This window comes from Variovorax sp. YR750 (genome assembly GCF_900109805.1).
In the GTDB taxonomy this organism is placed as follows: Bacteria; Pseudomonadota; Gammaproteobacteria; order Burkholderiales; family Burkholderiaceae_C; genus Variovorax; species Variovorax gossypii.
Map to the genome: position 1 here is coordinate 239,104 of NZ_FOBJ01000002.1, position 20,823 is coordinate 259,926.

Consider the following 20,823-nt stretch of genomic DNA (forward strand, 5'->3'; position numbering starts at 1 on the left):
CGGGTTGAGATCGCCCGCACTCTACGCGCGGTCGCTCCAAGGCGCAAAATGCGTCCTTTCTTTCGTCACCCGCGGAGAACCCACCGATGAACGCCCCCCTGCACCGCGAAATGCCCGCCGGCACGCTCGACGCCGAGCGCGCCCTGTCCGACGTCACCGCCCGATGGGACGGCGACATCGTCAAGCAACTCACCGACTACATCGGCATCCCCGCCAAGTCGCCCGGCTTCGACAAGGACTGGTCGGCCAACGGCTACCTCGAGACCGTGCTGCGCAACGCCGCCGCCTGGGTCGAGGCGCAGAAGGTCGAGGGCCTGAAGCTCGAGATCGTGCGCCTCGAGGGCCGCACGCCGGTGCTGTTCTTCGAAGTGCCGGCCTCCGGCACCGACATGGGCGAAACCGTGCTGATGTACGGCCACCTCGACAAGCAGCCTGAGTTCACCGGCTGGCGCAACGACCTCGGTCCCTGGACGCCCAAGTACGAGAACGGCCTGCTCTACGGCCGCGGCGGCGCCGACGACGGCTACGCGGTGTACGCCAGCATCGCCGCGCTGCAGGCGCTCAAGAGCCAGGGCGCGGCGCACCCGCGCATCGTCGGCCTGATCGAGACCTGCGAGGAAAGCGGCTCCTACGACCTGCTGCCGTATGTCGACGCGCTGCGTCCGCGCCTGGGCAACGTCGAGCTGGTGATCTGCCTCGACTCCGGCGCCGGCAACTACGACCAGCTGTGGCTCACCACCTCGCTGCGCGGCATGGCCAGCGGCACGCTCAAGGTCGAGGTGCTGACCGAAGGCATCCACTCGGGCGACGCTTCGGGCCTCGTGCCCTCGAGCTTCCGCATCATGCGGCAGGTGCTCGACCGCCTGGAAGACAGCGCCACCGGCCGCCTGCTGCCCGCGAGCTTCCACTGCGAAGTACCGGCCGACCGGCTGGCGCAGGCCAAGGCCACCGCCGCCATCCTCGGCGAAGAGGTCTACAAGCGCTTCCCGTGGGCGCACTACGACTGCGGCGGCTCGACCGTGTTCGCGCTGCCCACCACCACCGACCCGGTCGAGGCCCTGCTCAACCGCACCTGGAAGCCCACGCTGTCGGTGACCGGCGCCGAAGGCTTCCCGGCGCTGAAGGACGCGGGCAACGTGCTGCGTCCCTACACCGCATTCAAGCTGTCGCTGCGCCTGCCCCCGCTGGTCGACGCGGCCGAGGCGGTGCAGAACCTCAAGACGCTGCTCGAGGACAACGCGCCCTACCAGGCCCGCGTGACCTTCGAGAGCAACGGCGGCGCCACCGGCTGGAACGCACCCACCATCACGCCGTGGTTCGAGGACGCGCTCAACAAGGCTTCGCGCGCGCACTTCGGCGCCTCCTGCGGCTACATCGGCCAGGGCGGCACCATTCCGCTGATGAACATGCTCAGCGCCGGCTTCCCGAAGGCGCAGATGATGGTCTGCGGCGTGCTCGGCCCGAAGAGCAACGCGCACGGCCCCAACGAGTTCCTGCATGTGCCCTACGCCAAGAAGCTCACCGCGGCCGTGGCCGAAGTGATCGCCGCATTGCCGGCCGCGCACCGCGCAGCAGCATCGGAGCCGGTGGCCGCTTGAGCGAGGCGCTGCCTCTGCCGCAGCGCGTGTCGCTGTCCATGCCCGACGGCGAGACGCTCGCACTGCGCCGGCTGCCGGCGCCCGGCCTGGCGCGTGCCGTGGTCGTCGTGGTCCACGGGCTTGGCGAGCACGCGGGCCGCTACCACGGGCTGGCCGAATGCCTGCACGAATGGGGCTTCGCGGTGTGGGCGCACGACCACTACGGGCACGGCGAATCCAGCGGCCCGCGCGGCGGCCTGCCGAGCGAACTGCGGCTGGTGGACGACCTCGCGCTGGTCATCGACGACGCGCGCCGCGAGAACCCCGGCCTGCCGGTGGTGCTGCTGGGCCACAGCCTGGGCGGGCTGGTCGTGGCGAGCCTCGTCGCGCGCGGCGTGCGGCATGTCAACGCGCTGGTGTTGTCCTCGCCGGGGCTCGACCCGGGCCTGAGCGGCTTCCAGAAGATGCTGCTCGCGGTGCTGCCGCGCATCGCGCCCGGCCTTCGCGTGGGCAACGGCCTCGACGACAACTTCCTCTCGCACGATCCGGCCGTGGTGCAGGCCTACCGCGACGATCCGCTCACGCACGACCGCATCGGCGGGCGCCTCGCGCGCTTCCTCGCGTACGAAGGCGAGACCGTGCTGCGGCAGGCCCCGAACTGGCCCGTGCCGACGCTGCTGCTCTACGCCGGCGACGACCGCCTCGTGCGGCCCGCCGCGAGCCGTGCCTTCGCCGCGGCCGCCGCGCCGGGCGGCAAGGTCGAGGCGCACTGCTTCGACACGCTGTACCACGAGATCTTCAACGAGCTCGAAGCCGATCCGGTCTTCGAAGCCCTGCAGCGCTGGCTCAACCGGCGCTTTCCGCCGCTGGCCTGACGGCGCGCATGCGGCGCGCCAGCCAGAGCAGCGCCGCGCCCGTCAGCACCACCGGCACCAGCGAGCCGAAGTTCAGCAGCCGCCAGCCCTGCGTGGTCACCAGCACGCCCGAGGCGAACGAGGTCAGCGCCAGCGTGGCGAACACGCAGAAGTTGAGCGCGCCCTGCGCGCGGTCGCGCTCCTCGGGCGCGTAGGCCGTGAGCGAAAGCGTGGTGCTGCCGGTGAAGAGGAAGTTCCAGCCCACGCCCAGCAGGAACAGCGCCACGATGAAGTGATGCAGTTCCACGCCCGAGAGCGCGATGGCGATGCAGCCGAGGTTGAGCAGCAGCCCCGCGCCCATCACCGGCAGCACGCCGAAGCGGCGGATCAGGTGGCCGGTGAAGAAGCCCGGCGCGAACATGCCGATCACGTGCCATTCGAGCACCAGCGCGGCGTCGGAGAACGGCAGGCTGCAGATCTGCATTGCGATCGGCGTCGCGGCCATCAGCAGGTTCATCACGCCGTAGCCCAGCGCGCCCGCCGCGGCCGCCACGACGAACACCGGCTGCCGCGCGATCTCCGCCAGCGAGCGCCCGCCGCCCGATTCCTTGCGCGAGGGCGCGGGCGGGAATTCGATGAAGTGCATCACCGCCATCGACAGCAGCGCCACCGCGGCCAGTGCGATGTAGGCACCGGCGAAGGGCACGGCGAAAGCCTCGCGCGTGGCCTTCGCGAGGTTGGGTCCGGCCACGGCGCCAATCAGCCCGCCGGCCATCACCATCGACACCGCCTTCTCGCGCCACTCCGGCGCCGCCAGCTCGGCCGCGGCGAAGCGGTAGAGCCCGGCGTTGGCGTTGTAATAGCCCGCGATGACCGTGGCGAAGCACAGCAGCCAGAAGTTCCTCGTGACTGCGGCGAAGCAGCACAGCAGGGCCGACACCAGCGCCACCGCCAGCCCGGTCTGGAACGAGCCGCGCCGGCCGAAGCGCTGCTGCGTGCGCGCCACCAGCCCGGTGGAGAGCGCGCCGCCGATCACGTAGCTCATCACCGGCAGCGTGGCCATCCAGCCGTGCGGCGCGATGGCCAGGCCCACCAGCCCGTTGATGGCGATGAAGGTGACGTTGTTCGTCAGCAGCAGGCCCTGGCAGATGGCGAGCAGCCACAGGTTGCGGTTCATGGCGCAGTCTCCCGTATAGCGCGCTGCAGGTCGCGCTCGATCTCGCTGAAGGCGATGGGCGGCAGCTCGCCGAGCGTGCCTTCCTTGCCGTCGAGCACTACCCCGCGCACGGTCTGCAGTTCCTTGCCGTCGGGGCTGTCCTGCACGAACCAGCCCTCCTCCAGCACGAGGCAGATGCGCCCGCTGCCGGGCAGCGCCTTGTTGAAGCTGTTCACCATGCCGCCGTCGCCCACCTCGCGCTGCCAGCCGCGCGTTTCCAGGCCCATGAGGGCGGCGTTCGACACCGCGCGGCCGGCCCAGTGCGCAAGCTCGCGGCGTTCGCGCAGCGCCTCGTCGAGCATGAAGGACTGGCGCCCCAGCTGCTCGAAGGGCTGCAGGATCTCGTAGTCGGCCAGCACGGCGGCCCATGCGGCCGCGAGCGACGCGTCGAGCGCGGCGAAGTCCAGCGGATGCGGCAGGCCGATGCGCGCGTCGTCGGGCAGCTTCACCGGGTCGTCGTGAAGGTCCGTCAGTTCGCCTTCGGCCGTGACGCGGAAGGTGCCCTGGAGCCTGTCGGATGCGTCGAACAGCCCCCAGACCAGCGGCCGGCTGAAGACCCGCAGCACCGGGTGGTTGGCGAAGAAGGGCATGAATTCGTCGGGGCCCCAGCGCCGCTGCGCGCACATCGCGGTCTCCAGCCGCCTGATCTGCGTGGCGGCGACGGTCTTCGCGAGCTTGCGCAGTTCCTTGAGCTGGGTGGCCGCTGCGGCGGCCTTGCCGGCATCGTCGTTCGCGCCGGCCTTGGGCAGCGTCTTCAGCGCCTTGCCCCTGGCGTCGTGCACCACGGGCTGGAAGCCGTCGTCCATGCGCACCTCGAAGCTGCGCGAGCCGAAATCGAGCGTGAGCCGCGCGCGGGCGTCGAGGCCGAGGTCGGGCACGGTGCGGTCGGCCAGCTGGTCGAGGCTCAGGCCGCGCTGCTCGGCCACTTCGCCGAGCATGCGGTCGGCGCGGGTGCGCAGGTCGTCGTAGCGGGTCTGGCGTGAGAGCTCGGCCAGGTGCATCAGCGCGGCGTCGCTGCCGATCTCGCCGAGCATCGCCATCGCGTCGTAGGCGCGCACGCGGTCGAGCCCCGCGCGCCACTGGCGCAGCAGGCTGTAGAGCTGGCGCGCGGTTTCGCCGTCGCCGAGGCGGCCCTGCAGCGCGAACATCCAGCGTTCCTTGGGCGGCCGGCCGTTGCCGATCCACCAGGCCAGCAGAGCGCGGCCGAAGCGCGCCAGCGAGTCGGGCGCGAGCGCGTCCAGCAGCGGGGCGAGCCCCGGATAGGGTGCGTCGGCCTTGCCGAGCATCATCGCCATCAGCACGTCGGGCACCACGGCCTGCGGCAGCGCGAGGCCGCCTTCCTTGAGGATCAGGCGGGGCAGCGATTGCAGGGGCAGCGTCTTCGGCACGACGGGCAGGCTGTCGGGCAGCACGTCCTCGGGTGCGATGGACAGCAGCTGCGTCACCGCGCCGGCGGCTTCGGCGCCGTAGGCGAGCGCCTGCGTGCGCACCGCGTCGGCGTGGCCCGTGTCGTGCAGCCAGCGCAGCGCGGCCTGGGCCGATTCGTGCGCGGGGCCGGGCTCGCCCAGCGCGATGGGAACGAGGCCGCGCGCGGCCGCATCCGGATAGCGCTCCAGCCAGCCGGTCGCCTCGCGCCGCACCCAGCGGTTGGTGTGGAAGCCCTTGGCGATCCAGCCGGCGAGCGGATCCCACTCGATGACCGACGCCAGCTCGAACATCGCGCGCGAGCCCTGCTTGAGGAAACGCGGCAGCCCTGGCAGCGCATCCGCGCCGAGGGCATGGAGGATGGGCCGCACGCGCGCCACGTCGCCCATGAAGTGCTCGACGGCCGGCCCGTGCGTGAACGCCGCGACGGCCAGCGGCGCGGGCAGCTGCCAGATGTATTCGGCGACGCCCCAGCGCGAGCCCGGCAGCTGGCCGAAGTCCTCGGGGCCGGCGATCTCGTGGCGGCCGGCGATCGTGTCGTCGATGAGCTCGGGGCGCAGGCCCAGCATCCACAGTGCCTTGTGCGCGCTGCCGCCCTCGCGGATCGAGTCGGGGGCATCGGGCTGGTTGCGCGCGAACTCCTTCATCCACTGGTCCGAGCGCTCGCGCGAGACGCGCACTTCGCGCGCCATCCAGTCGGACGACTCGCCCGTGGCCTGCAGGTATTGCGGCGGCTTCAGGTCGGCCCAGTGCAGCCGCGCCACCGGAGGCAGCGGCTGCAGCGCCAGCACCGGGATGACGGGCAGCGCCTGCCGGTTCTTCCATGGCGGGCGGCGCAGCAGCGCGGGCCAGGTATCGGCCGGGGCATCGGCCACGCCGCCGGAGCTGTCTTCCTGCAGCCGCGCGAGCGTCTTGCGCTGGGCCTCGTCGCAGGAGGCTTCGAGCGGCTTCTGCCACTCGGGGTTTGCGGCCAGCAGCTCCAGGATCAGCGCCGCGCCGGCCTGGTGCCGCGCCGGGTTCGCCGACAGCAGCTCGCGCAGCACGAAAAGAGGCCAGCGGGCCGCCTGTTTGACGAGCGCGTTCTTGCAGTCGATCTGCTTGACCTGGGCCACGAAGAAGCGCACCACCTCCGCGTCATGGATGGCCAGCAGATCGGTAACGGCTTCCTTGTGCGGCGAGGGCTCGAAGAGCAACTCCGCCGCCGCGGCGCCGTGCATCTCGAGCATGCGCAGCCGCGCGGCGCGCGGCGGATAGAAGCTGGAGCGGTGGCGGCGGAAGAAGTCGAGGCTGTCGGCCAGGCTGCGCTCGTCGGAGAGCGAGCCGCCGCACTGGCCGCAGGGCCGGTCGTTGAACCGCGCGAGCGCCTCGCGCATGGCCTTGGACCACCGCACCTTGCCGTCGGGTCGCGCGTCCAGGCCGCCCTCTTTCTTCTCTTCTTCTTCCTTCGACTTGCGACTGCCCGCCATGCCATTGCTCTCCGTTGATGCCGCAGGGATTGTCGGCCAACACGCGCGGGGCAAAAAAAAGCGCCCTCGCGGGCGCCTGAACTCTGGAGAAGGCAGTCCGGTTCAGGACTGCTTGCCTTGCAGCAGACCGCTGAGCGAGCCCAGCAGGTCGTCGTGGTTGCCGAGGCCCTGGTCGGGAATCTTGCCGTGCGGCGTGAGCTGGTCGATGAGCGCCGGCAGCATGGTGGCCAGCATCGGCAGCAGCGTCTGCGCGTTGATGCCGAGCTTGGACGCGATGGACGCGATGGTGTCGCTGCCCAGTGCGTTCTGCAGCTGGTCGCCCGAGACGGGCTGGTTTTCTCCCTTGCCGATCCACGAGCCGATGACGTCGCCCATGCCGGCCTGCTCGAACTTCGAGACCAGGCCGCCGAGGCCGCCCACGCTGCCGTTGTTGGCGAGCAGGCCGCCCAGCGCGCCGGCCAGGCCTCCCAGATCGCCCAATCCGCCGAGGCCTCCACCTTGCGGTTGCTGCTGTTGCGCAGCTCCTCCGAGCACTTGACCGAGTACCGAATCGAGCAATCCCATGGCTGTTTCCTTGGTGTGTGACAGAACCGTCAGCATTGTTAAATGCCGCGGACCGTAAGTCGAAAGTGGCACGCCACTTTCGAACTGGCAACGTGACAAATTACTTGGTACGCGCCGTCCGCTTGGTGAGCAACGCGGGACTGACCCCCTGCACGCCCACCAGGCCGAGCACGGTGACCAGCGAATTCTGCGCGCCTTTCCATGCATCTGTCATGTCAATGGACTCGTTCAGCGAGTGGAATCCAGAGGCCTTGCCGCCCCCGCCCACGATGATGGCCGGCACTCCCAGCGAGATCGGCACGTTGGCGTCGGTGCTGCCGCCGCGCAGCAGCGTCTTGTGGCCGAAGGCCGCGTTCGAGCGGACCGCGGCCTCGACGATCGCCGAGTCCGGCGGCGTGCGGCCGCCGGGGCGCTCGCCGATGAGCCTGATGCTCACGCCCAGCGTGCTCACGTTCCAGCGTTTGTTCTCCTCGGCCACGGCTTCGTCGATGGCGGCCAGGATCTTCTTCTCGGTCTCGAGCAGCGAGCCCATGTCGTCCGAGCGGATGTCGATGGCCATGCGCGCATCGGGCGCGATGGTGTTCACGGAGGTGCCGCCGCCCACGGTGCCGACCGTGAAGGTGGTCTTCGGGAAGCTCGGCGTGCGGATGTCGGCGATCTTCGCGATCGCGCGGCCCATGCCGTGGATCGCGCTGGGCACCAGCCCGAAGGCGCCGAAGCTGTGCCCGCCCGGCCCCTGGAACGTGACCTCGTAGCGATGGCTTGCGGTGCCCAGCACCAGCACCGAGCCCGGTGCCGAAGGCTCGAGCCCCACCATGCCGTCGATGTCGAGGTGGTCGCGGAAGATCGCCTTCATGCCGCGCAGGTTGCCGAGCTCCTCCTCGCCGACGTTGGCGACGAACATCAGGTCGCCCACCGTCTGCACCTTGTTGTCGTTCAGCACCTTGAGCCACGACAGCAGCACGGTCAGTCCGCGCGTGTCGTCCGCGATGCCCGGCGCGTGGAGGCGGCCGTCGCGCTCCTTCACCTTCACGTCGGTGCCGGCGGGGAACACGGTGTCGAGGTGGGCCGAGATCAGCAGCTTCGGGCCGTTGCCCGTGCCCTTGCGCACGCCGACCACGTTGCCTTCGGCGTCGATCTTCGCGCTGGTCAGGCCGAAGGCCTTCATGCGCGCGAGAAAGGCCTCGGCGCGCTTCTGCTCCTTGAAAGGCGGTGCCTCGATCTCGGTGAGCGCCTTCAGGTCTTCCACCGAGCGTTCATGGTCGGCCTTGACCGCATCCAGCAGCTTCTGGATGGCGGGCGAGGCCATCAGCTGGGTGTAGGCCCTGTCGACTTCCGGACTGACCTGCGCGGGCGTCGGAGCGACGGCCGGACTCTGGGCGAGCGCGCCCTGCGTGGCGCACAGCAGCGCCGCAAGAACAAGGGGAGCAAGGCGCAGCGGGCCGGTCGGCTTGGACATGGGCTCAAAAGTCCTTCTTTTGTCTTAAAGAAGTAACGATTGTTTCCCAGGCTTTCCGCGCGCGCGTCGCGGAAAACACTCACCGGAACGGCGTTCCGGGTCTTTCCGTCCGGAGCCTAGAGGCCGGCCAGGGACACCAGCGCGGCCAGCGCCGCCGTTTCGGCGCGCAGCACGCGCGAGCCCAGGGTGACGGGGGCGAAGCCCCGGGCGATGGCCTGCTGCTCCTCGGCGGCGCTCAGGCCGCCCTCGGGGCCGCTCAGCACGGTCACGCCCTGCCCGTCCACGCCGATGCCGGCGAGGCTTCGCGTGCCCTCGGCGAGGCTCAGGATGAGGCGCGCGGCAGGAGCTTCGGGGCCGCCCTGTGTCTCGAGCCAGGCGGAAAAGGATTGCACCGGACGGATCGCCGGCACGCGGTTGCGCCCGCACTGCTCGCAGGCCGCGACCGCGATGGCTTCCCAGTGCGCCCGCTTCTTCTCGGCGCGCTCGCCTGCCAGGCGCAGCACGCCGTGGGCCGTGGCCAGCGGCTGGATGCTCGCCACGCCGAGCTCGGTGGCTTTCTCGACCAGCCAGTCCATGCGCTCGTTCGCGGGCATGCCGACCGCGAGATGCACGGCGCGCGGCGCCTCGCGCTCCACGGCGAGGTGCGCGTCGACCGTCACCGAGACGTCGCTGCGGCCCATGCGCTCGACCGTGGCCGCGTACTCGCCGCCCGCGCCGTCGAACAGCGTGAGCGCGTCGCCGGGCTGCATCCGCAGCACCTGCACATGGCGGGCGGCGCCGGCCGGCAGCGCGAGGCTGGCGCCGGCGCTCAGGGGCACGGAGCAGTGAAAGCGCGGCATGCTACGAAATCGATAGCTGCGAACGACCGTTGCGCGGGCGTCACAGGGTGGTGCTTTTTCAGTTTTCCTTCAGACACGGCCGTAGGCGAAGCCGGTGATGGCCGAGTTGCCCTCGACTTCGTCGATCACGCGCGAGAGCGGCGTCAGCTCGGTGTAGCGGCTGGCGGTGGCGCGGATGTAGGCAATGAAGCGCGGCGTGTCGGCCAGGTACTTGGGCTTGCCGTCGCGCAGCGTGAGGCGCGCGAAGATGCCGGCCACCTTCAGGTGGCGCTGCAGGCCCATCCATTCGACCGCGCGGTAGAAGGCGCCGAAGTCCTCGTCGACCGGCAGGCCGGCCTTGCGCGCCGCCTGCCAGTAGCGCACGGTGATGTCGAGCACGAACTCCTCGTCCCAGCTCAGGAAGGCGTCGCGCATCAGGCTGGCGATGTCGTAGGTGATGGGGCCGTAGACCGCGTCCTGGAAGTCGAGCACGCCCAGGGCCGCGCTCGAGCCGCCGCCGGGCCGCCCCAAGGCGGCGAGCGCCCCCTCGGGGGGCAGCGAGGACACGCCAGTGCCGAGCGTGGGGGCCTCACTTGCTCCGACCATGAGGTTGCGCGGCATGAAGTCGCGGTGCACGTAGACGCAGGGCGACGCGAGGTTGCTCTCGACGATCAGATTGAAGCTGCGGTCGAGCCGCTCCTTCAGCTTGCCCTCGACGGCGATGCCGCGGTGGCGGCCGATGTACCACTCGGGGAAGAGCGACAGCTCGCGTTCGAGCAGCGCCCGGTCGTAGGGCGGCAGCACGCCGGGCCTGGAGGACAGCTGCCAGCGGATCAGCGCGTCGATGGCCCGGTCGTAGAGCGGACGGGCGGCGCGGGGGCTGGCCGGGTCGATCACGTCCAGCATGGTCTGGCGGCCCAGGTCGTCGAGCAGGAGGAAACCGTTGGGCTTGTCCCATTCGAGCACCGTGGGGGCGAGCACGCCGGCGGTGGCCATCAGCTGCGCCACCTGGACGAAGGGGGCGCTGTTTTCCTTCTCGGGCGGGGCGTCCATCACGATGCGCGTGGGCGCGGCCGGGTCGGTGGTGTCGAGGCGGAAGTAGCGGCGGAAGCTCGCGTCGACAGAGGCGAGCCGCACGGTCTCGGGCAGCAACCGGTGGGCGGGCGCGATGGCTGCCAGCCAGGCCCTGAACACTTCGGCTCGCTGCGGATCGGTCCAGGAAATGGGTTCGGCGAGGCTTGGGGCCAATGCGGCCGGGGGCGGGGGTGCTGTCATGGATAATCGATTCTACAAATCCGCCTGGCGCGGCAATCCCCCTTGGCCGGCCTCCGGCCGATGCGGATCGCCGCCGGCCCCTGCAACCCGCCGGCCTGCCGCGCCGTCCCCGACGACCTTTCGTTCCGAACCGATGCCTACGACCCAAAGCCCCCACGCTTGGCACCTTGTGCGCTCGCTGCTCTCCGCGGGAGAGTCGCCGGCATCCCTCGGAACCGTCGGGCGGGAGGCCTGATGAGCCGACGTCGTGTCGTCCTGCGGCGCTCCGGCCCGCCGCCGCTGCCGCTGGCAGTCCTGTCGCTGGCGCTGATGCACGCGCATGGCGCGTCCGCGCAGCCGGCCGGCAACCTCGAGGGGCCGCTCACGCTCAAGCGCACGCCGCTGCTGACCGAGACCCTGACGCCCGCCGATCGCAGCCAGATGCCCAGCCTGGTCACCGGCGACCGCATCTCCGGCCGGCCCGACCTCGAGACCGTGGTCGAGGGCAATGCCACGCTGCGGCGCGGCGCGGTGTCCATCACCGCCGACCGGCTCGAGTACTACCAGCCCGACGACCGCGCCAAGGCTACCGGCAACGTGCGGGTCAATCAGGCCGGCAACATCTATGAAGGCCCCGAGCTGCAGCTCAAGCTCGAGACCTTCGAGGGCTTCTTCAACAACGTGCGCTACAAGTTCCTCGCGAACGAGGCGCACGGCGAGGCCAAGCGCATCGACTTCGTCGACGCCAACGTGTCGATCGCCCGCGAAGCCACCTACACCACCTGCCGCCGCGAGGACTTCCCCGGCTGGATGCCGGCCTGGCTGCTGACCGCGACCTCGATCACCACCGACACCGAGGAAAACGAGGGCGTGGCCAAGAACGCGCGCCTGAGCTTCATGGGCATCACCACGCCGCCCATTCCGAGCGTGAGCTTCCCGCTGTCGAACGATCGCAAGAGCGGCCTGCTGCCGCCGACCATCGGCATCGACAACACCAACGGCATCGAGATCGCGCAGCCGTACTACTGGAACATCGCGCCGAACCGCGACGCGACGTTCACGCCGACGATCATGAGCAAGCGCGGCATCAATTTCAGCAACGAGTTCCGCTACCTCGAGAAGGAATACAAGGGAACGATCCGCTTCGACCTGATGGGCAGCGACCGCCTCGTGGGCGACCGCTACAACGAACTGCGCGCCAGCCAGCTCCAGCAGCTGATGAACGGGCAGATCACCGCCAGCAGCCTGACTCCCGCACCCAAGAACACGCGTCGCTGGGGCCTGTGGCTCAACCACCACCAGGACTTCGACGCCAAGGCGCTGGGCCTCGATTCGCTGTCGGCCAACATCAACATCAACCGGGTGAGCGACAACGACTACTGGCGCGACTTCACCCGCACGCCCTCGCTCGCGCAGCGCCAGCTGCCCAACGACGCGTCGCTCAACTGGAGCAAGGGCGACTGGAGCGGCATGGTCCGGGCGCTGAAGTACCAGAACCTGCAGTACAACCTGTCGCCGATCGTGCCCGCGTACGACCGGATGCCGCAGATCACGGCCAACTACAACAAGTACGACTGGCACGGCTTCGACGTCGCGCTGAACCTGGACTACACGCGCTTCCGCGTGAACAGGCTCGCGGTGGGCCAGCTCGGCTATGACGTCACCCAGCAGTCGCAGCCCGACGGCGACCGCGCCATGGCCGTCGCCACGATCAGCCGGCCGTTCATCACGCCGAGCACGTACGTCATTCCCAAGCTGATCCTGAACGGGGCTTCGTACAACTACTACCTGCCGCAGGCGGACATCCCGAAGCTCACGATCAACGGCGTCCAGTACGTCAACGGTCAGGTCTACAACCCGAGCTCGCTGTATTTCTTCCCGACTTCCAGCAACCGGGTGGTGCCGACGTTCAGCCTCGACAGCGGCCTGACCTTCGAGCGGGACGCCAGCTACTTCGGGCGCGCCTTCCGCCAGACGCTGGAGCCGCGCGCGTACTACGTCTACACGCCGTACCGCAACCAGAGCATGCTGCCGAACTACGACTCGGCGGCCAACGACTTCAGCTTCGCGACCATCTACACCGAGAACGCGTTCTCGGGCGGCGACCGCATCTCGGACACCAACGCGCTCACGCTGGGCGTGACCTCCCGCCTGATCGATCCCGATACCGGCGCCGAGGCCGCGCGCTTCGGCATCGCGCAGCGGTTCCGCTTCAGCGACCAGAAGGTCACCCTGCCGGGCGGCACGCCGGTGACCGACCGCGCGAGCGACCTGCTGCTGGGCGCCACGATCAACTGGACGCCCAAGTGGAGCCTGGACACCCTCGTCCAGTACAACCCCGACACCCGCAAGTCGGAGCGTTCGGCCATCAGCGCGCGCTACAACCCCGAGCCGTACCACAACCTGAGCGCCGCCTTCCGCTACCAGGCGCCCACCACCCCGACGGCGACCGACGGCAACAAGTCGATCGACGTGGGCTGGCAGTGGCCGATCAACGACCTGTGGGGCGACAAGGGCAAGAACCTCGGCCCCGGCAAGGGCCAGGGCGGCGGGCGCTGGTACGCGGTCGGTCGGCTCAACTACAGCCTGCAGGACAAGAAGCTCACCGACGGCGTGCTCGGCTTCGAGTACGACGGCTGCTGCTGGATCGGTCGCGTGGTGCTGCAGCGCACCACCACGGGCCTGGTGACGGCGAACACCCGCATCATGTTCCAGCTCGAATTCGTCGGCTTCTCCAGCATCGGCTCGAGCCCCATGCAGACCCTGCGGCAGAACATCCAGCGCTACGAACCCCTGCGCCAACCGGGCGAAGCGCCGAGCCGCTTCACCAATTACGACTGAGACGACTGACTGAGCGACGCAATGAAACACATCCGTTCCATCATCACCCTGGGCTGTCTCGCGGCAATCGCCGCCACGGCGGGGGCGCAGGGCTATCGTCCCGGTACCGGCATCACCGACATCATGCGCGCCGGGCCGCGCCTGGGGCCGCCGGCTGCGCGCCCCTCCGCCGCCGCTCCCGCGGCGCCGCCCGTGCAGCGCTCGGCCGAGTTCATCGTCGCGCTGGTCAATTCGGAGCCGATCACCAACACCGACGTGCAGACGCGCGTGTCGCGGCTGATCAAGGAGAACCCCGACGCCGAGCGCGTTCCCCGCGGCGAGCTCACGCGCCTCGTGCTCGAGCGGCTGATCACCGAGCGCGCGCAGCTCCAGCTCGCGAAGGAAAACGGCATCAAGGTCGACGAAGTGGCCATCGACCAGGCCGAGCAGACCGTGGCGCGCCAGAACGAGATCAGCCTGGTCGAGCTGCGCCGCCGCGTGGCTGCCGAAGGCATCGCGCAGCAGGATTTCCGCAACGACCTGCGCGACCAGCTGCTGCTCACGCGCCTGCGCGACCGCGAGGTCGAGGCGAAGGTCAAGGTCAGCGACGCCGAGGCCGACGAATACCTGCGCGACCAGCGCAACACCTCCGTCAAGAACGCCGCGCTCGAGAACCTGAACCTCGCGCAGGTGCTGGTGGCCGTTCCCGAGAACGCCACCGATGCGCAGGTGGCCACCGCGCAGAAGAAGGCACAGGACGTCGCCCAGCGTGCCCGTGCCGGCGAAGACTTCGCCAAGCTGGTGCGCGAGAACTCCGATTCGCCCGACCGCGCCAACGGCGGCGCCATCGGCATGCGCAGCGCCGACCGCTATCCGTCGCTGTTCGTCGAGGCCACGCAGTCGACCGCCGTGAACGGTATCGCCGGCCCGGTGCGCTCCAGCGCGGGTTTCCACGTGCTCAAGGTGCTGGCCAAGGCCCAGATCGGCTCGGGCGACGTCACCGTGACCCAGACGCAGGTGCGCCACATCCTGCTGCTCAACGATCCCAAGCGCACCACGGCGCAGGCGGTTGCGCAGCTGGCCGAATTCAAGCGCCGCATCCAGGCCGGCTCGGCCGACTTCGCCGGCCTCGCCCGCGACAACTCGCAGGACGGCAGCGCCAAGGACGGCGGCGACCTCGGCTGGTCGCGCCCGGGCCAGTTCGTGCCCGAATTCGAGGAAGCCATGGACCGGCTCTCCCCGGGCCAGATCAGCGACCCCGTGGTGTCGCGCTTCGGTGTGCACCTGATCCAGGTGGTGGGCCGTCGCGACTCCAAGCTCAGCCAGTCGGAACAGCGCGAAGCCGCGCGCGCCGCGCTGCGCGAACAGCGCGTGGAAGAGGCCTTCACCACCTGGGTGCAGGAAGTGCGCGCGCGCGCCTACGTCGAGTACCGCGAGCCCCCGCAGTCCTGATGGCACACCCCCAGGCTGCGCGCACTTCGTGTCGCTTCGCCAACCCCCTTGCAGGGGGCAACACCAGCGGCCCGGCAAAGCCGGTTCCGCGGTGTTCCTGGCACAGCATCCCTTTCTTCACATCGACGGTGGCTTGACGACATGGCGCAGCACATCGCCAGGAAGCGGTTCGGGCAGCATTTCCTGTCCGACGGCGGGATCATCGATGCGATCGTGCGCGAGATCGCGCCGCAGCCCGGCGATGCGATGGTCGAGATCGGCCCGGGGCTCGCGGCGCTGACGCAGCCGCTGGTGGAGCGGCTGGGCCGCCTCACCGTGATCGAGCTCGACCGCGACCTGGCCAAGCGCCTGCGCGAGCATCCGCAGCTCGACGTGGTCGAGTCCGACGTGCTCAAGGTCGATTTCGCCGAACTGGCCGCGAGGTTCCCGGGCAAGCCGCTGCGCGTGGTGGGCAACCTGCCCTACAACATCTCCACGCCCATCCTGTTCCATCTACTGGGCTGCGCCGGCCTGGTCGCCGACCAGCACTTCATGCTGCAGAAGGAAGTGATCGACCGCATGGTGGCGAAGCCCGCCACTTCGGACTACAGCCGCCTGAGCGTGATGCTGCAGTGGCGCTACGAGATGGAGAACGTGCTGTTCGTGCCGCCGGAGAGCTTCGATCCGCCGCCGCGCGTGGACAGCGCCGTGGTGCGGATGGTGCCGCTGGCGGTGCCGCCCGCTGTCGACGCACAGCTGCTGGGCGAGATCGTGCAGGTGGCTTTCAGCCAGCGCCGCAAGCTGCTGCGCCACACGCTGGGCAAGTGGCTGCAGGAGAAGGGCTTTGCCGGCGACTTCGACACCCAGCGGCGGGCCGAGGAAGTGCCGGTGGCCGAATACGTGGCCCTGGCGCAGGCCGTGGCCCCATGAAAAAAGCCCGTCTGTGACGGGCTTTTTTCTTTCAGCGGGACTGGCAGGGCGGGGTTGCCGCTGCCTTGCGCAGGTCGGTCAGGCCGCGGCGAGCCAGTAACCTGCGTTGAAGGGGCTGCTCATGCGCAGCGCCAGGGGCGAAACGTCGACCAGTTTGTCGGTCGGCATCTTTTCGCCGGCCGGTTCGGTGGCGGCAGCAGCAGCTGCCGCCGCGGTGTTCACTTCGATGCCATCGAGGGTTTCAGCGTTCGGCTGAGCCTCGTTCGCCCGTTCTGCTTGGCTGGTGGATGCAGAACGGGCTACAGAAAAGAATAGAAGCACCGGAACGGGACCTTGCGGTCGCCCCAGTAGTCCGAGGCATCGCGGAAGATGTCGAGCAGCTGCTCGCGGGCTTCCTTGTCGAACTTGGCGTTGGCGGGGATCTGCTCCAGCACAATGACGAATCCCGGCTGCGGGCCCGATTTATGCAACGGGTCGGTCATGCAGTCGTACAGCGCGTCGAAGTTCTTCCCGAAGTGGGCCGGGAACGTGAACTGCTGCGCGATCAGGTCGAGCACGTCCTGCTTGGTCTGGGCGTTGCCCAGGTTGGCGTACAGGAAGTGCTGGCCGGCCGCGTTGGCTGCGTCCTGCAGGTCGTTCACGCGGAACGCGCGGATCGATTGCACGATGTTCGGGCGTACGGCACGAAGGGATAAGGTCATCTCCGCTGGTCTTTCCATAGTCATCATCATTTCTTCGGGGCGCTTCGAGGCGCCGCTCAGGTCGTTTTCATCGCTCATGGCGCAATCCGTCTGAAGCTCGCGTAGTGGTCTGCGGTGTACCAGCAGGCCTCGGGCGCGGTGCGCTGCTCGCCGCCGCAGACGATCCGCCTTGCACCACGGTTGCGCGAACCGGGCGTCGTCACCGTGTATTCACGGTAGTGGCCGCGGCGTGCCGGCGGCAGAAGACGCTCGCGATTGCCGAACACCGTGCCGTCCTTGTCGTACCTGAAGGGGCCGCCATCGAGGATGGCGCGGTAGGTCTGCTGGCCCTGCGCCGGCAACTCTGCCAGCGCGATCGTTTCCTCGGCGGACGTTTTCCCGGTGCCGAACCATCCGCGGGCCTCGGCCCCCGTCGTCAACGCGACCAGCATCAGACTGGTGAGCGCAAACTTTGTGACAGAGGACGTGATCGAGGCGTAAGCCGCCATGGGGCACCACAAGAAAAGAGCGGGGGGTTCGAATTGGCGATCAACGTCGGGGTTAACCCGCAAATTCAAGCCCGCGAGTGTGCACCACGCTGGCGAAAATAGCAAGCGACTGCCCAAAGTTTGAGCAGTCGCGAGGGTATCGAATGGCTTTTTAAGTTGGCGGCCACTCTCGCCAAATGGCCTATCTCTCCGCGTTTGCGTCGGCGACTGTCAAGGCTGTCATGTTCACGATGCGCCGAACAGTCGCGCTCGCCGTGAGAATGTGCACAGGTTTGGCCGCACCGAGCAGAACCGGGCCGATGGCGATGTTGCCGCCCGCCGCCGTCTTGAGCAGGTTGTAGGAAATGTTGGCCGCGTCGATGTTCGGGAAAACCAGCAGATTGGCGTCGCCCGCCAGTGCGCTGTGCGGCATGACGACGGCGCGCTGCTTGCTGTCCAGCGCCACGTCGCCGTGCATTTCGCCGTCCACCTCGAGCCAGGGCGCCTGCACGCGCAGCAGGTCGAGCGTCTTGCGCATCTTGATGGCGCTGGGGCCGTTGCTGGTGCCGAAGTTGGAGTGCGACAGCAGTGCCGCCTTCGGCTTCAGGCCGAAGCGCATCATTTCCTCGGCCGCCATGGTGGTGATCTCGGCCAGTTCCTCGGGCGAGGGGTCGTAGTTGACGTGCGTGTCGACCAGGAAGACCTGGCGGTCGGGCAGCAGCAGGCCGTTCATGCAGGCGTACACCGGCACGTCCTGCGGGGTGCTTTCGCAGCCGCCGGGGCGCTTGCCGATCACCTGGTCGATGTAGTGCAGGTGGTTGGCCGTGGTGCCCCAGGTGCCGCAGATCAGGCCGTCGACCTCGCCCTTGTGCAGCAGCATCGAGCCGATCAGCGTCAGGCGCCGGCGCATCTCGATCTTGGCGACCTGTACGGTCACGCCCTTGCGCTCGGTCATGCGGTGGTAGGTCTGCCAGAACTCGCGGTAGCGGTGGTCCTGCTCGACGTTGACCACGTCGTAGTCCAGTTCTTCCTTCAGGCGCAGGCCGAACTTTTCGATGCGCTGGGCGATGATGGCCGGCCGACCGATCAGCGTCGGGCGCGCGACGCCTTCGTCCACCACGATCTGGGCGGCGCGCAGCACGCGCTCTTCCTCGCCCTCCGAATAGGCCACGCGCTTCTTGCTCGCGCGCCTGGCGGCTTCGAAGATGGGCTTCATCGTGGTGCCCGAGGCGTAGACGAAGCTCTGCAGCTTGTCGCGGTAGGCGTCCATGTCCTTGATGGGGCGCTGCGCCACGCCGCTTTCCTCCGCCGCCTTGGCCACGGCCGGCGCGATCTTCATCATCAGGCGCGGATCGAAGGGCTTCGGAATCAGGTATTCGGGGCCGAAGGACAGCTTTTCACCGACGTAGGCGGCGGCCACGCGCTCGCTCTGCTCGGCCTGCGCCAGGTCGGCGATGGCGTGCACCGCGGCGATCTCCATCTCGTCGGTGATCGTCGTCGCGCCGCAGTCCAGGGCGCCGCGGAAGATGTACGGGAAGCACAGGACGTTGTTGACCTGGTTCGGGTAGTCGGTGCGGCCGGTGGCCATGATCACGTCGTCGCGCACCGCATGGGCGTCTTCCGGAGCGATCTCGGGGTTGGGGTTGGCCAGCGCGAAGATCACCGGACGCTTGGCCATCTTCGCCACCATGGCGGGCTTGAGCACGCCGCCGGCCGACAGGCCCAGGAACACGTCGGCGCCCTCGATCACCTCGGCGAGCGTGCGGGCGTCGGTCTTCTGCATGAACAGGCGCTTGTCGTCGTCCATCAGCTCGGTACGGCCTTCGTAGACCACCCCGGCCAGGTCGGTGACGAACACGTTCTCGCGCTTCAGGCCGACCTTCAGCAGCAGGTTCAGGCAGGCCAGCGCCGCGGCGCCGGCGCCCGAGGCGACCAGCTTGACTTCCTCGATCTTCTTGCCCGCGACCTTCAGGCCGTTGACCATGGCGGCCGCCACGGTGATGGCCGTGCCGTGCTGGTCGTCATGGAACACCGGGATCTTCATGCGCTTGCGCAGCTCGCGCTCGACGTAGAAGCAGTCGGGGGCCTTGATGTCTTCCAGGTTGACGGCGCCGAAGGTGGGCTCCAGCGACGCGATGATGTCCACCAGCTTCGCCGGGTCCTTCTCGTCGATTTCGATGTCGAACACGTCGACGCCGGCGAACTTCTTGAAGAGGACGCCCTTGCCTTCCATCACCGGCTTGGAGGCCAGCGGGCCGATGTCGCCCAGGCCCAGCACGGCGGTGCCGTTGCTGATGACGGCCACGAGGTTGCCGCGGGAGGTGTACTTGAAGGCGTTGGCGGGGTCCTTGACGATCTCCTCGCAGGGAGCGGCCACGCCGGGCGAGTAGGCCAGCGACAGGTCGCGCTGGTTGACCATCTGCTTGGTCGCCGCGATGGCGATCTTGCCGGGAACGGGAAACTCGTGGTACTCGAGGGCGGCACGGCGCAGTTCTGCGCGTTTGTCTTCGGGCGTGGGAGTCGATGAGGTCGAGGGGGTCGAATCTGACATGTGCCGTAGCTCCTGGTGGCGCTTCTTCTGGGGGCGCCGATTGTAGACCTCGCGCATGACGCCATACGCCGCATGGCCAGTGGGGCCCATGACCAATAGCACGGGTGTTTCTCAATGCCGGTGTGGCAATATGCACAGTTCGGACAAAACCTGAAAAAACCTGACGAGGAGCGACCGATCATGGCCCTGATGGATTTCATCAAGAAGCAGTTCATCGACATCATCCAGTGGACCGAGACGGGCGACGGCACGCTCGCCTGGCGCTTCCCGATGGCGGAGATGGAAATCCAGAACGGCGCCTCGCTCACCGTTCGCGAGTCGCAGGTTGCCGTCTTCGTCAACGAAGGCAAGGTGGCCGACGTGTTCGGCCCCGGCATGTACAAGCTCACGACGCAGACGCTGCCCGTGCTCACGTACCTGAAGAACTGGGACAAGCTCTTCGAGTCCCCCTTCAAGAGCGACGTCTACTTCTTCAGCACCCGCCAGCAGGTCGACCAGAAGTGGGGCACGCCCCAGCCGATCACCATCCGCGACAAGGACTTCGGCGCCGTGCGCCTGCGCGCCTTCGGCAACTACTCCTTCCGCATCGGCGACGCCAAGGCCTTCCACACCGAGATCTCCGGCACGCGCGACATCTATTCCGTGGCCGACCTCGACGGCCAGCTGCGCGGCCTGGTGCTGCAGAACATCAGCAACGCCATCGCCTCCAGCGGCGTGCCCTTCCTCGACCTCGCGGCCAACCAGATCCAGTTCGCGCAGGCGCTCGCTGCCCAGCTGGTGCCCGAGTTCGAGAAGATCGGCATCAAGCTCGAGAACATCACGGTCCAGAACGTCTCGCTGCCCGAAGAGCTGCAGAAGATCCTCGACCAGAAGATCGGCATGGGCATGGTCGGCAACGACATGGGCAAGTTCATGCAGTACCAGACGGCGCAGGCCATTCCGAAGTTCGCCGAGGGCGCTGCCGCCGGTGGCAGCGGCATCGCGGGCGACGCGATGGGCCTGGGCGCCGGCGTGGCGCTCGGGCAGGTGCTGGCGCAGAACCTCGCGCAGGGCCTGAGCCCCAACGCGGCGGCTGCCGCCGCGGCGCAGCAGCAGCAACCCGCGGTGGCCGTGGTGAGCGCCGCCGACGTGATGACCACGCTCGAGAAGCTGGGCGAGCTCAAGACCAAGGGCATCCTGACCCAGGAAGAGTTCGACGCCAAGAAGGCCGAACTGCTGAAGAAACTGGTCTGACGCGGCGCCATGTTCCGCATAGCGCCTGACGCCCCTTCGACGGGCGTCGGAAGCCTC

16 protein-coding genes are annotated in these 20,823 nt (G+C 68.7%); 6 read left to right on the plus strand and 10 right to left on the minus strand.

Translation table 11 applies throughout. The annotated features are described in order from the left end of the window. The first annotated feature begins 86 nt into the window (after positions 1-86). Together BMY35_RS04660 and BMY35_RS04665 are read left to right on the plus strand one after the other, a co-directional pair. The gene (locus BMY35_RS04660) at positions 87-1,598 is read left to right on the plus strand and encodes a M20 family metallopeptidase (protein ID WP_093195837.1); all 1,512 of its coding nucleotides are present in this window, start codon (positions 87-89) and stop codon (positions 1,596-1,598) included. Further along, on the plus strand, positions 1,595-2,452 hold the full coding sequence (locus BMY35_RS04665) for an alpha/beta hydrolase (protein ID WP_177213575.1): 858 nt from the start codon (positions 1,595-1,597) through the stop codon (positions 2,450-2,452). The genes BMY35_RS04660 and BMY35_RS04665 overlap by 4 nt, the downstream gene beginning before the upstream one ends. Here BMY35_RS04665 and BMY35_RS04670 read toward each other — a convergent pair. From BMY35_RS04670 to BMY35_RS04695, 6 genes are all read right to left on the minus strand, one after another. After that, the gene (locus tag BMY35_RS04670; protein WP_093195838.1) at positions 2,424-3,608 is read right to left on the minus strand and encodes an MFS transporter; all 1,185 of its coding nucleotides are present in this window, start codon (positions 3,606-3,608) and stop codon (positions 2,424-2,426) included. The genes BMY35_RS04665 and BMY35_RS04670 overlap by 29 nt on opposite strands. After that, the gene (locus BMY35_RS39045; RefSeq protein ID WP_093195839.1) at positions 3,605-6,538 is read right to left on the minus strand and encodes a DUF4132 domain-containing protein; all 2,934 of its coding nucleotides are present in this window, start codon (positions 6,536-6,538) and stop codon (positions 3,605-3,607) included. Before BMY35_RS39045 ends, BMY35_RS04670 begins: the two co-directional genes overlap by 4 nt. Positions 6,539-6,640: 102 nt before the next feature. Further along, a complete protein-coding gene (locus tag BMY35_RS04680; RefSeq protein WP_206169463.1) occupies positions 6,641-7,102 on the minus strand; it encodes a YidB family protein in 462 nt (153 codons plus the stop codon). 100 nt (positions 7,103-7,202) lie between these two features. Then, the gene (locus BMY35_RS04685; RefSeq protein WP_093195841.1) at positions 7,203-8,561 is read right to left on the minus strand and encodes a M20/M25/M40 family metallo-hydrolase; all 1,359 of its coding nucleotides are present in this window, start codon (positions 8,559-8,561) and stop codon (positions 7,203-7,205) included. Positions 8,562-8,677: 116 nt separating this feature from the next. Next, complete coding sequence (locus BMY35_RS04690) at positions 8,678-9,400, minus strand: 16S rRNA (uracil(1498)-N(3))-methyltransferase (protein ID WP_093195842.1); 723 nt, start codon at positions 9,398-9,400, stop codon at positions 8,678-8,680. Between the two features lie 69 nt (positions 9,401-9,469). Continuing rightward, positions 9,470-10,654 carry an aminoglycoside phosphotransferase family protein gene (locus BMY35_RS04695; RefSeq protein ID WP_093195843.1) on the minus strand — a complete coding sequence of 395 codons (1,185 nt, stop codon included), beginning with the start codon at positions 10,652-10,654 and terminating at the stop codon, positions 9,470-9,472. A 234-nt stretch (positions 10,655-10,888) separates the two neighbouring features. On the opposite strand from BMY35_RS04695, the gene BMY35_RS04700 reads away from it, so the two are divergent. The 3 genes from BMY35_RS04700 (at position 10,889) to rsmA (ending at position 15,814) form a co-directional block, all read left to right on the plus strand. Beyond that, positions 10,889-13,474, plus strand: a complete 2,586-nt coding sequence (locus BMY35_RS04700) for an LPS-assembly protein LptD (protein WP_093195844.1) — start codon at positions 10,889-10,891, stop codon at positions 13,472-13,474. A 21-nt stretch (positions 13,475-13,495) separates the two neighbouring features. Then, positions 13,496-14,905, plus strand: a complete 1,410-nt coding sequence (locus BMY35_RS04705; RefSeq protein WP_093195845.1) for a peptidylprolyl isomerase — start codon at positions 13,496-13,498, stop codon at positions 14,903-14,905. A gap of 141 nt (positions 14,906-15,046) precedes the next feature. Then, positions 15,047-15,814, plus strand: a complete 768-nt coding sequence (gene rsmA, locus BMY35_RS04710; protein WP_093195846.1) for a 16S rRNA (adenine(1518)-N(6)/adenine(1519)-N(6))-dimethyltransferase RsmA — start codon at positions 15,047-15,049, stop codon at positions 15,812-15,814. Positions 15,815-15,892: 78 nt separating this feature from the next. On the opposite strand, the gene BMY35_RS37570 is transcribed toward rsmA, so the two are convergent. The 4 genes from BMY35_RS37570 to BMY35_RS04725 all read right to left on the minus strand — a co-directional run bounded on the left by BMY35_RS37570 (position 15,893) and on the right by BMY35_RS04725 (position 19,533). Then, the gene (locus BMY35_RS37570; RefSeq protein WP_143080648.1) at positions 15,893-16,135 is read right to left on the minus strand and encodes a hypothetical protein; all 243 of its coding nucleotides are present in this window, start codon (positions 16,133-16,135) and stop codon (positions 15,893-15,895) included. Further along, positions 16,114-16,539, minus strand: a complete 426-nt coding sequence (locus BMY35_RS04715) for a barstar family protein (RefSeq protein WP_086011111.1) — start codon at positions 16,537-16,539, stop codon at positions 16,114-16,116. The genes BMY35_RS37570 and BMY35_RS04715 overlap by 22 nt, the downstream gene beginning before the upstream one ends. A gap of 50 nt (positions 16,540-16,589) precedes the next feature. Then, on the minus strand, positions 16,590-17,003 hold the full coding sequence (locus BMY35_RS04720; RefSeq protein WP_093195847.1) for a guanyl-specific ribonuclease: 414 nt from the start codon (positions 17,001-17,003) through the stop codon (positions 16,590-16,592). Positions 17,004-17,184: 181 nt separating this feature from the next. After that, positions 17,185-19,533: an NADP-dependent malic enzyme gene (locus tag BMY35_RS04725; protein WP_093195848.1), complete on the minus strand. Its 2,349-nt coding sequence runs from the start codon at positions 19,531-19,533 to the stop codon at positions 17,185-17,187. A 180-nt stretch (positions 19,534-19,713) separates the two neighbouring features. On the opposite strand from BMY35_RS04725, the gene BMY35_RS04730 reads away from it, so the two are divergent. Next, the gene (locus BMY35_RS04730; RefSeq protein WP_093195849.1) at positions 19,714-20,766 is read left to right on the plus strand and encodes an SPFH domain-containing protein; all 1,053 of its coding nucleotides are present in this window, start codon (positions 19,714-19,716) and stop codon (positions 20,764-20,766) included. Positions 20,767-20,823: the final 57 nt, after the last annotated feature.

Excerpts from the sequence above, each read along its gene's own strand:
- BMY35_RS04660 (WP_093195837.1), top strand. The coding sequence starts at position 87 with ATGAACGCCCCCCTGCACCGCGAAATGCCCGCCGGCACGCTCGACGCC.
- BMY35_RS04670 (WP_093195838.1), bottom strand. The coding sequence starts at position 3,608 with ATGAACCGCAACCTGTGGCTGCTCGCCATCTGCCAGGGCCTGCTGCTG.
- BMY35_RS39045 (WP_093195839.1), bottom strand. The coding sequence starts at position 6,538 with ATGGCGGGCAGTCGCAAGTCGAAGGAAGAAGAAGAGAAGAAAGAGGGC.
- BMY35_RS04680 (WP_206169463.1), bottom strand. The coding sequence starts at position 7,102 with ATGGGATTGCTCGATTCGGTACTCGGTCAAGTGCTCGGAGGAGCTGCG.
- BMY35_RS04685 (WP_093195841.1), bottom strand. The coding sequence starts at position 8,561 with ATGTCCAAGCCGACCGGCCCGCTGCGCCTTGCTCCCCTTGTTCTTGCG.
- BMY35_RS04690 (WP_093195842.1), bottom strand. The coding sequence starts at position 9,400 with ATGCCGCGCTTTCACTGCTCCGTGCCCCTGAGCGCCGGCGCCAGCCTC.
- BMY35_RS04695 (WP_093195843.1), bottom strand. The coding sequence starts at position 10,654 with ATGACAGCACCCCCGCCCCCGGCCGCATTGGCCCCAAGCCTCGCCGAA.
- BMY35_RS04700 (WP_093195844.1), top strand. The coding sequence starts at position 10,889 with ATGAGCCGACGTCGTGTCGTCCTGCGGCGCTCCGGCCCGCCGCCGCTG.
- BMY35_RS04705 (WP_093195845.1), top strand. The coding sequence starts at position 13,496 with ATGAAACACATCCGTTCCATCATCACCCTGGGCTGTCTCGCGGCAATC.
- rsmA (WP_093195846.1), top strand. The coding sequence starts at position 15,047 with ATGGCGCAGCACATCGCCAGGAAGCGGTTCGGGCAGCATTTCCTGTCC.
- BMY35_RS04715 (WP_086011111.1), bottom strand. The coding sequence starts at position 16,539 with ATGACTATGGAAAGACCAGCGGAGATGACCTTATCCCTTCGTGCCGTA.
- BMY35_RS04720 (WP_093195847.1), bottom strand. The coding sequence starts at position 17,003 with ATGGCGGCTTACGCCTCGATCACGTCCTCTGTCACAAAGTTTGCGCTC.
- BMY35_RS04725 (WP_093195848.1), bottom strand. The coding sequence starts at position 19,533 with ATGTCAGATTCGACCCCCTCGACCTCATCGACTCCCACGCCCGAAGAC.
- BMY35_RS04730 (WP_093195849.1), top strand. The coding sequence starts at position 19,714 with ATGGCCCTGATGGATTTCATCAAGAAGCAGTTCATCGACATCATCCAG.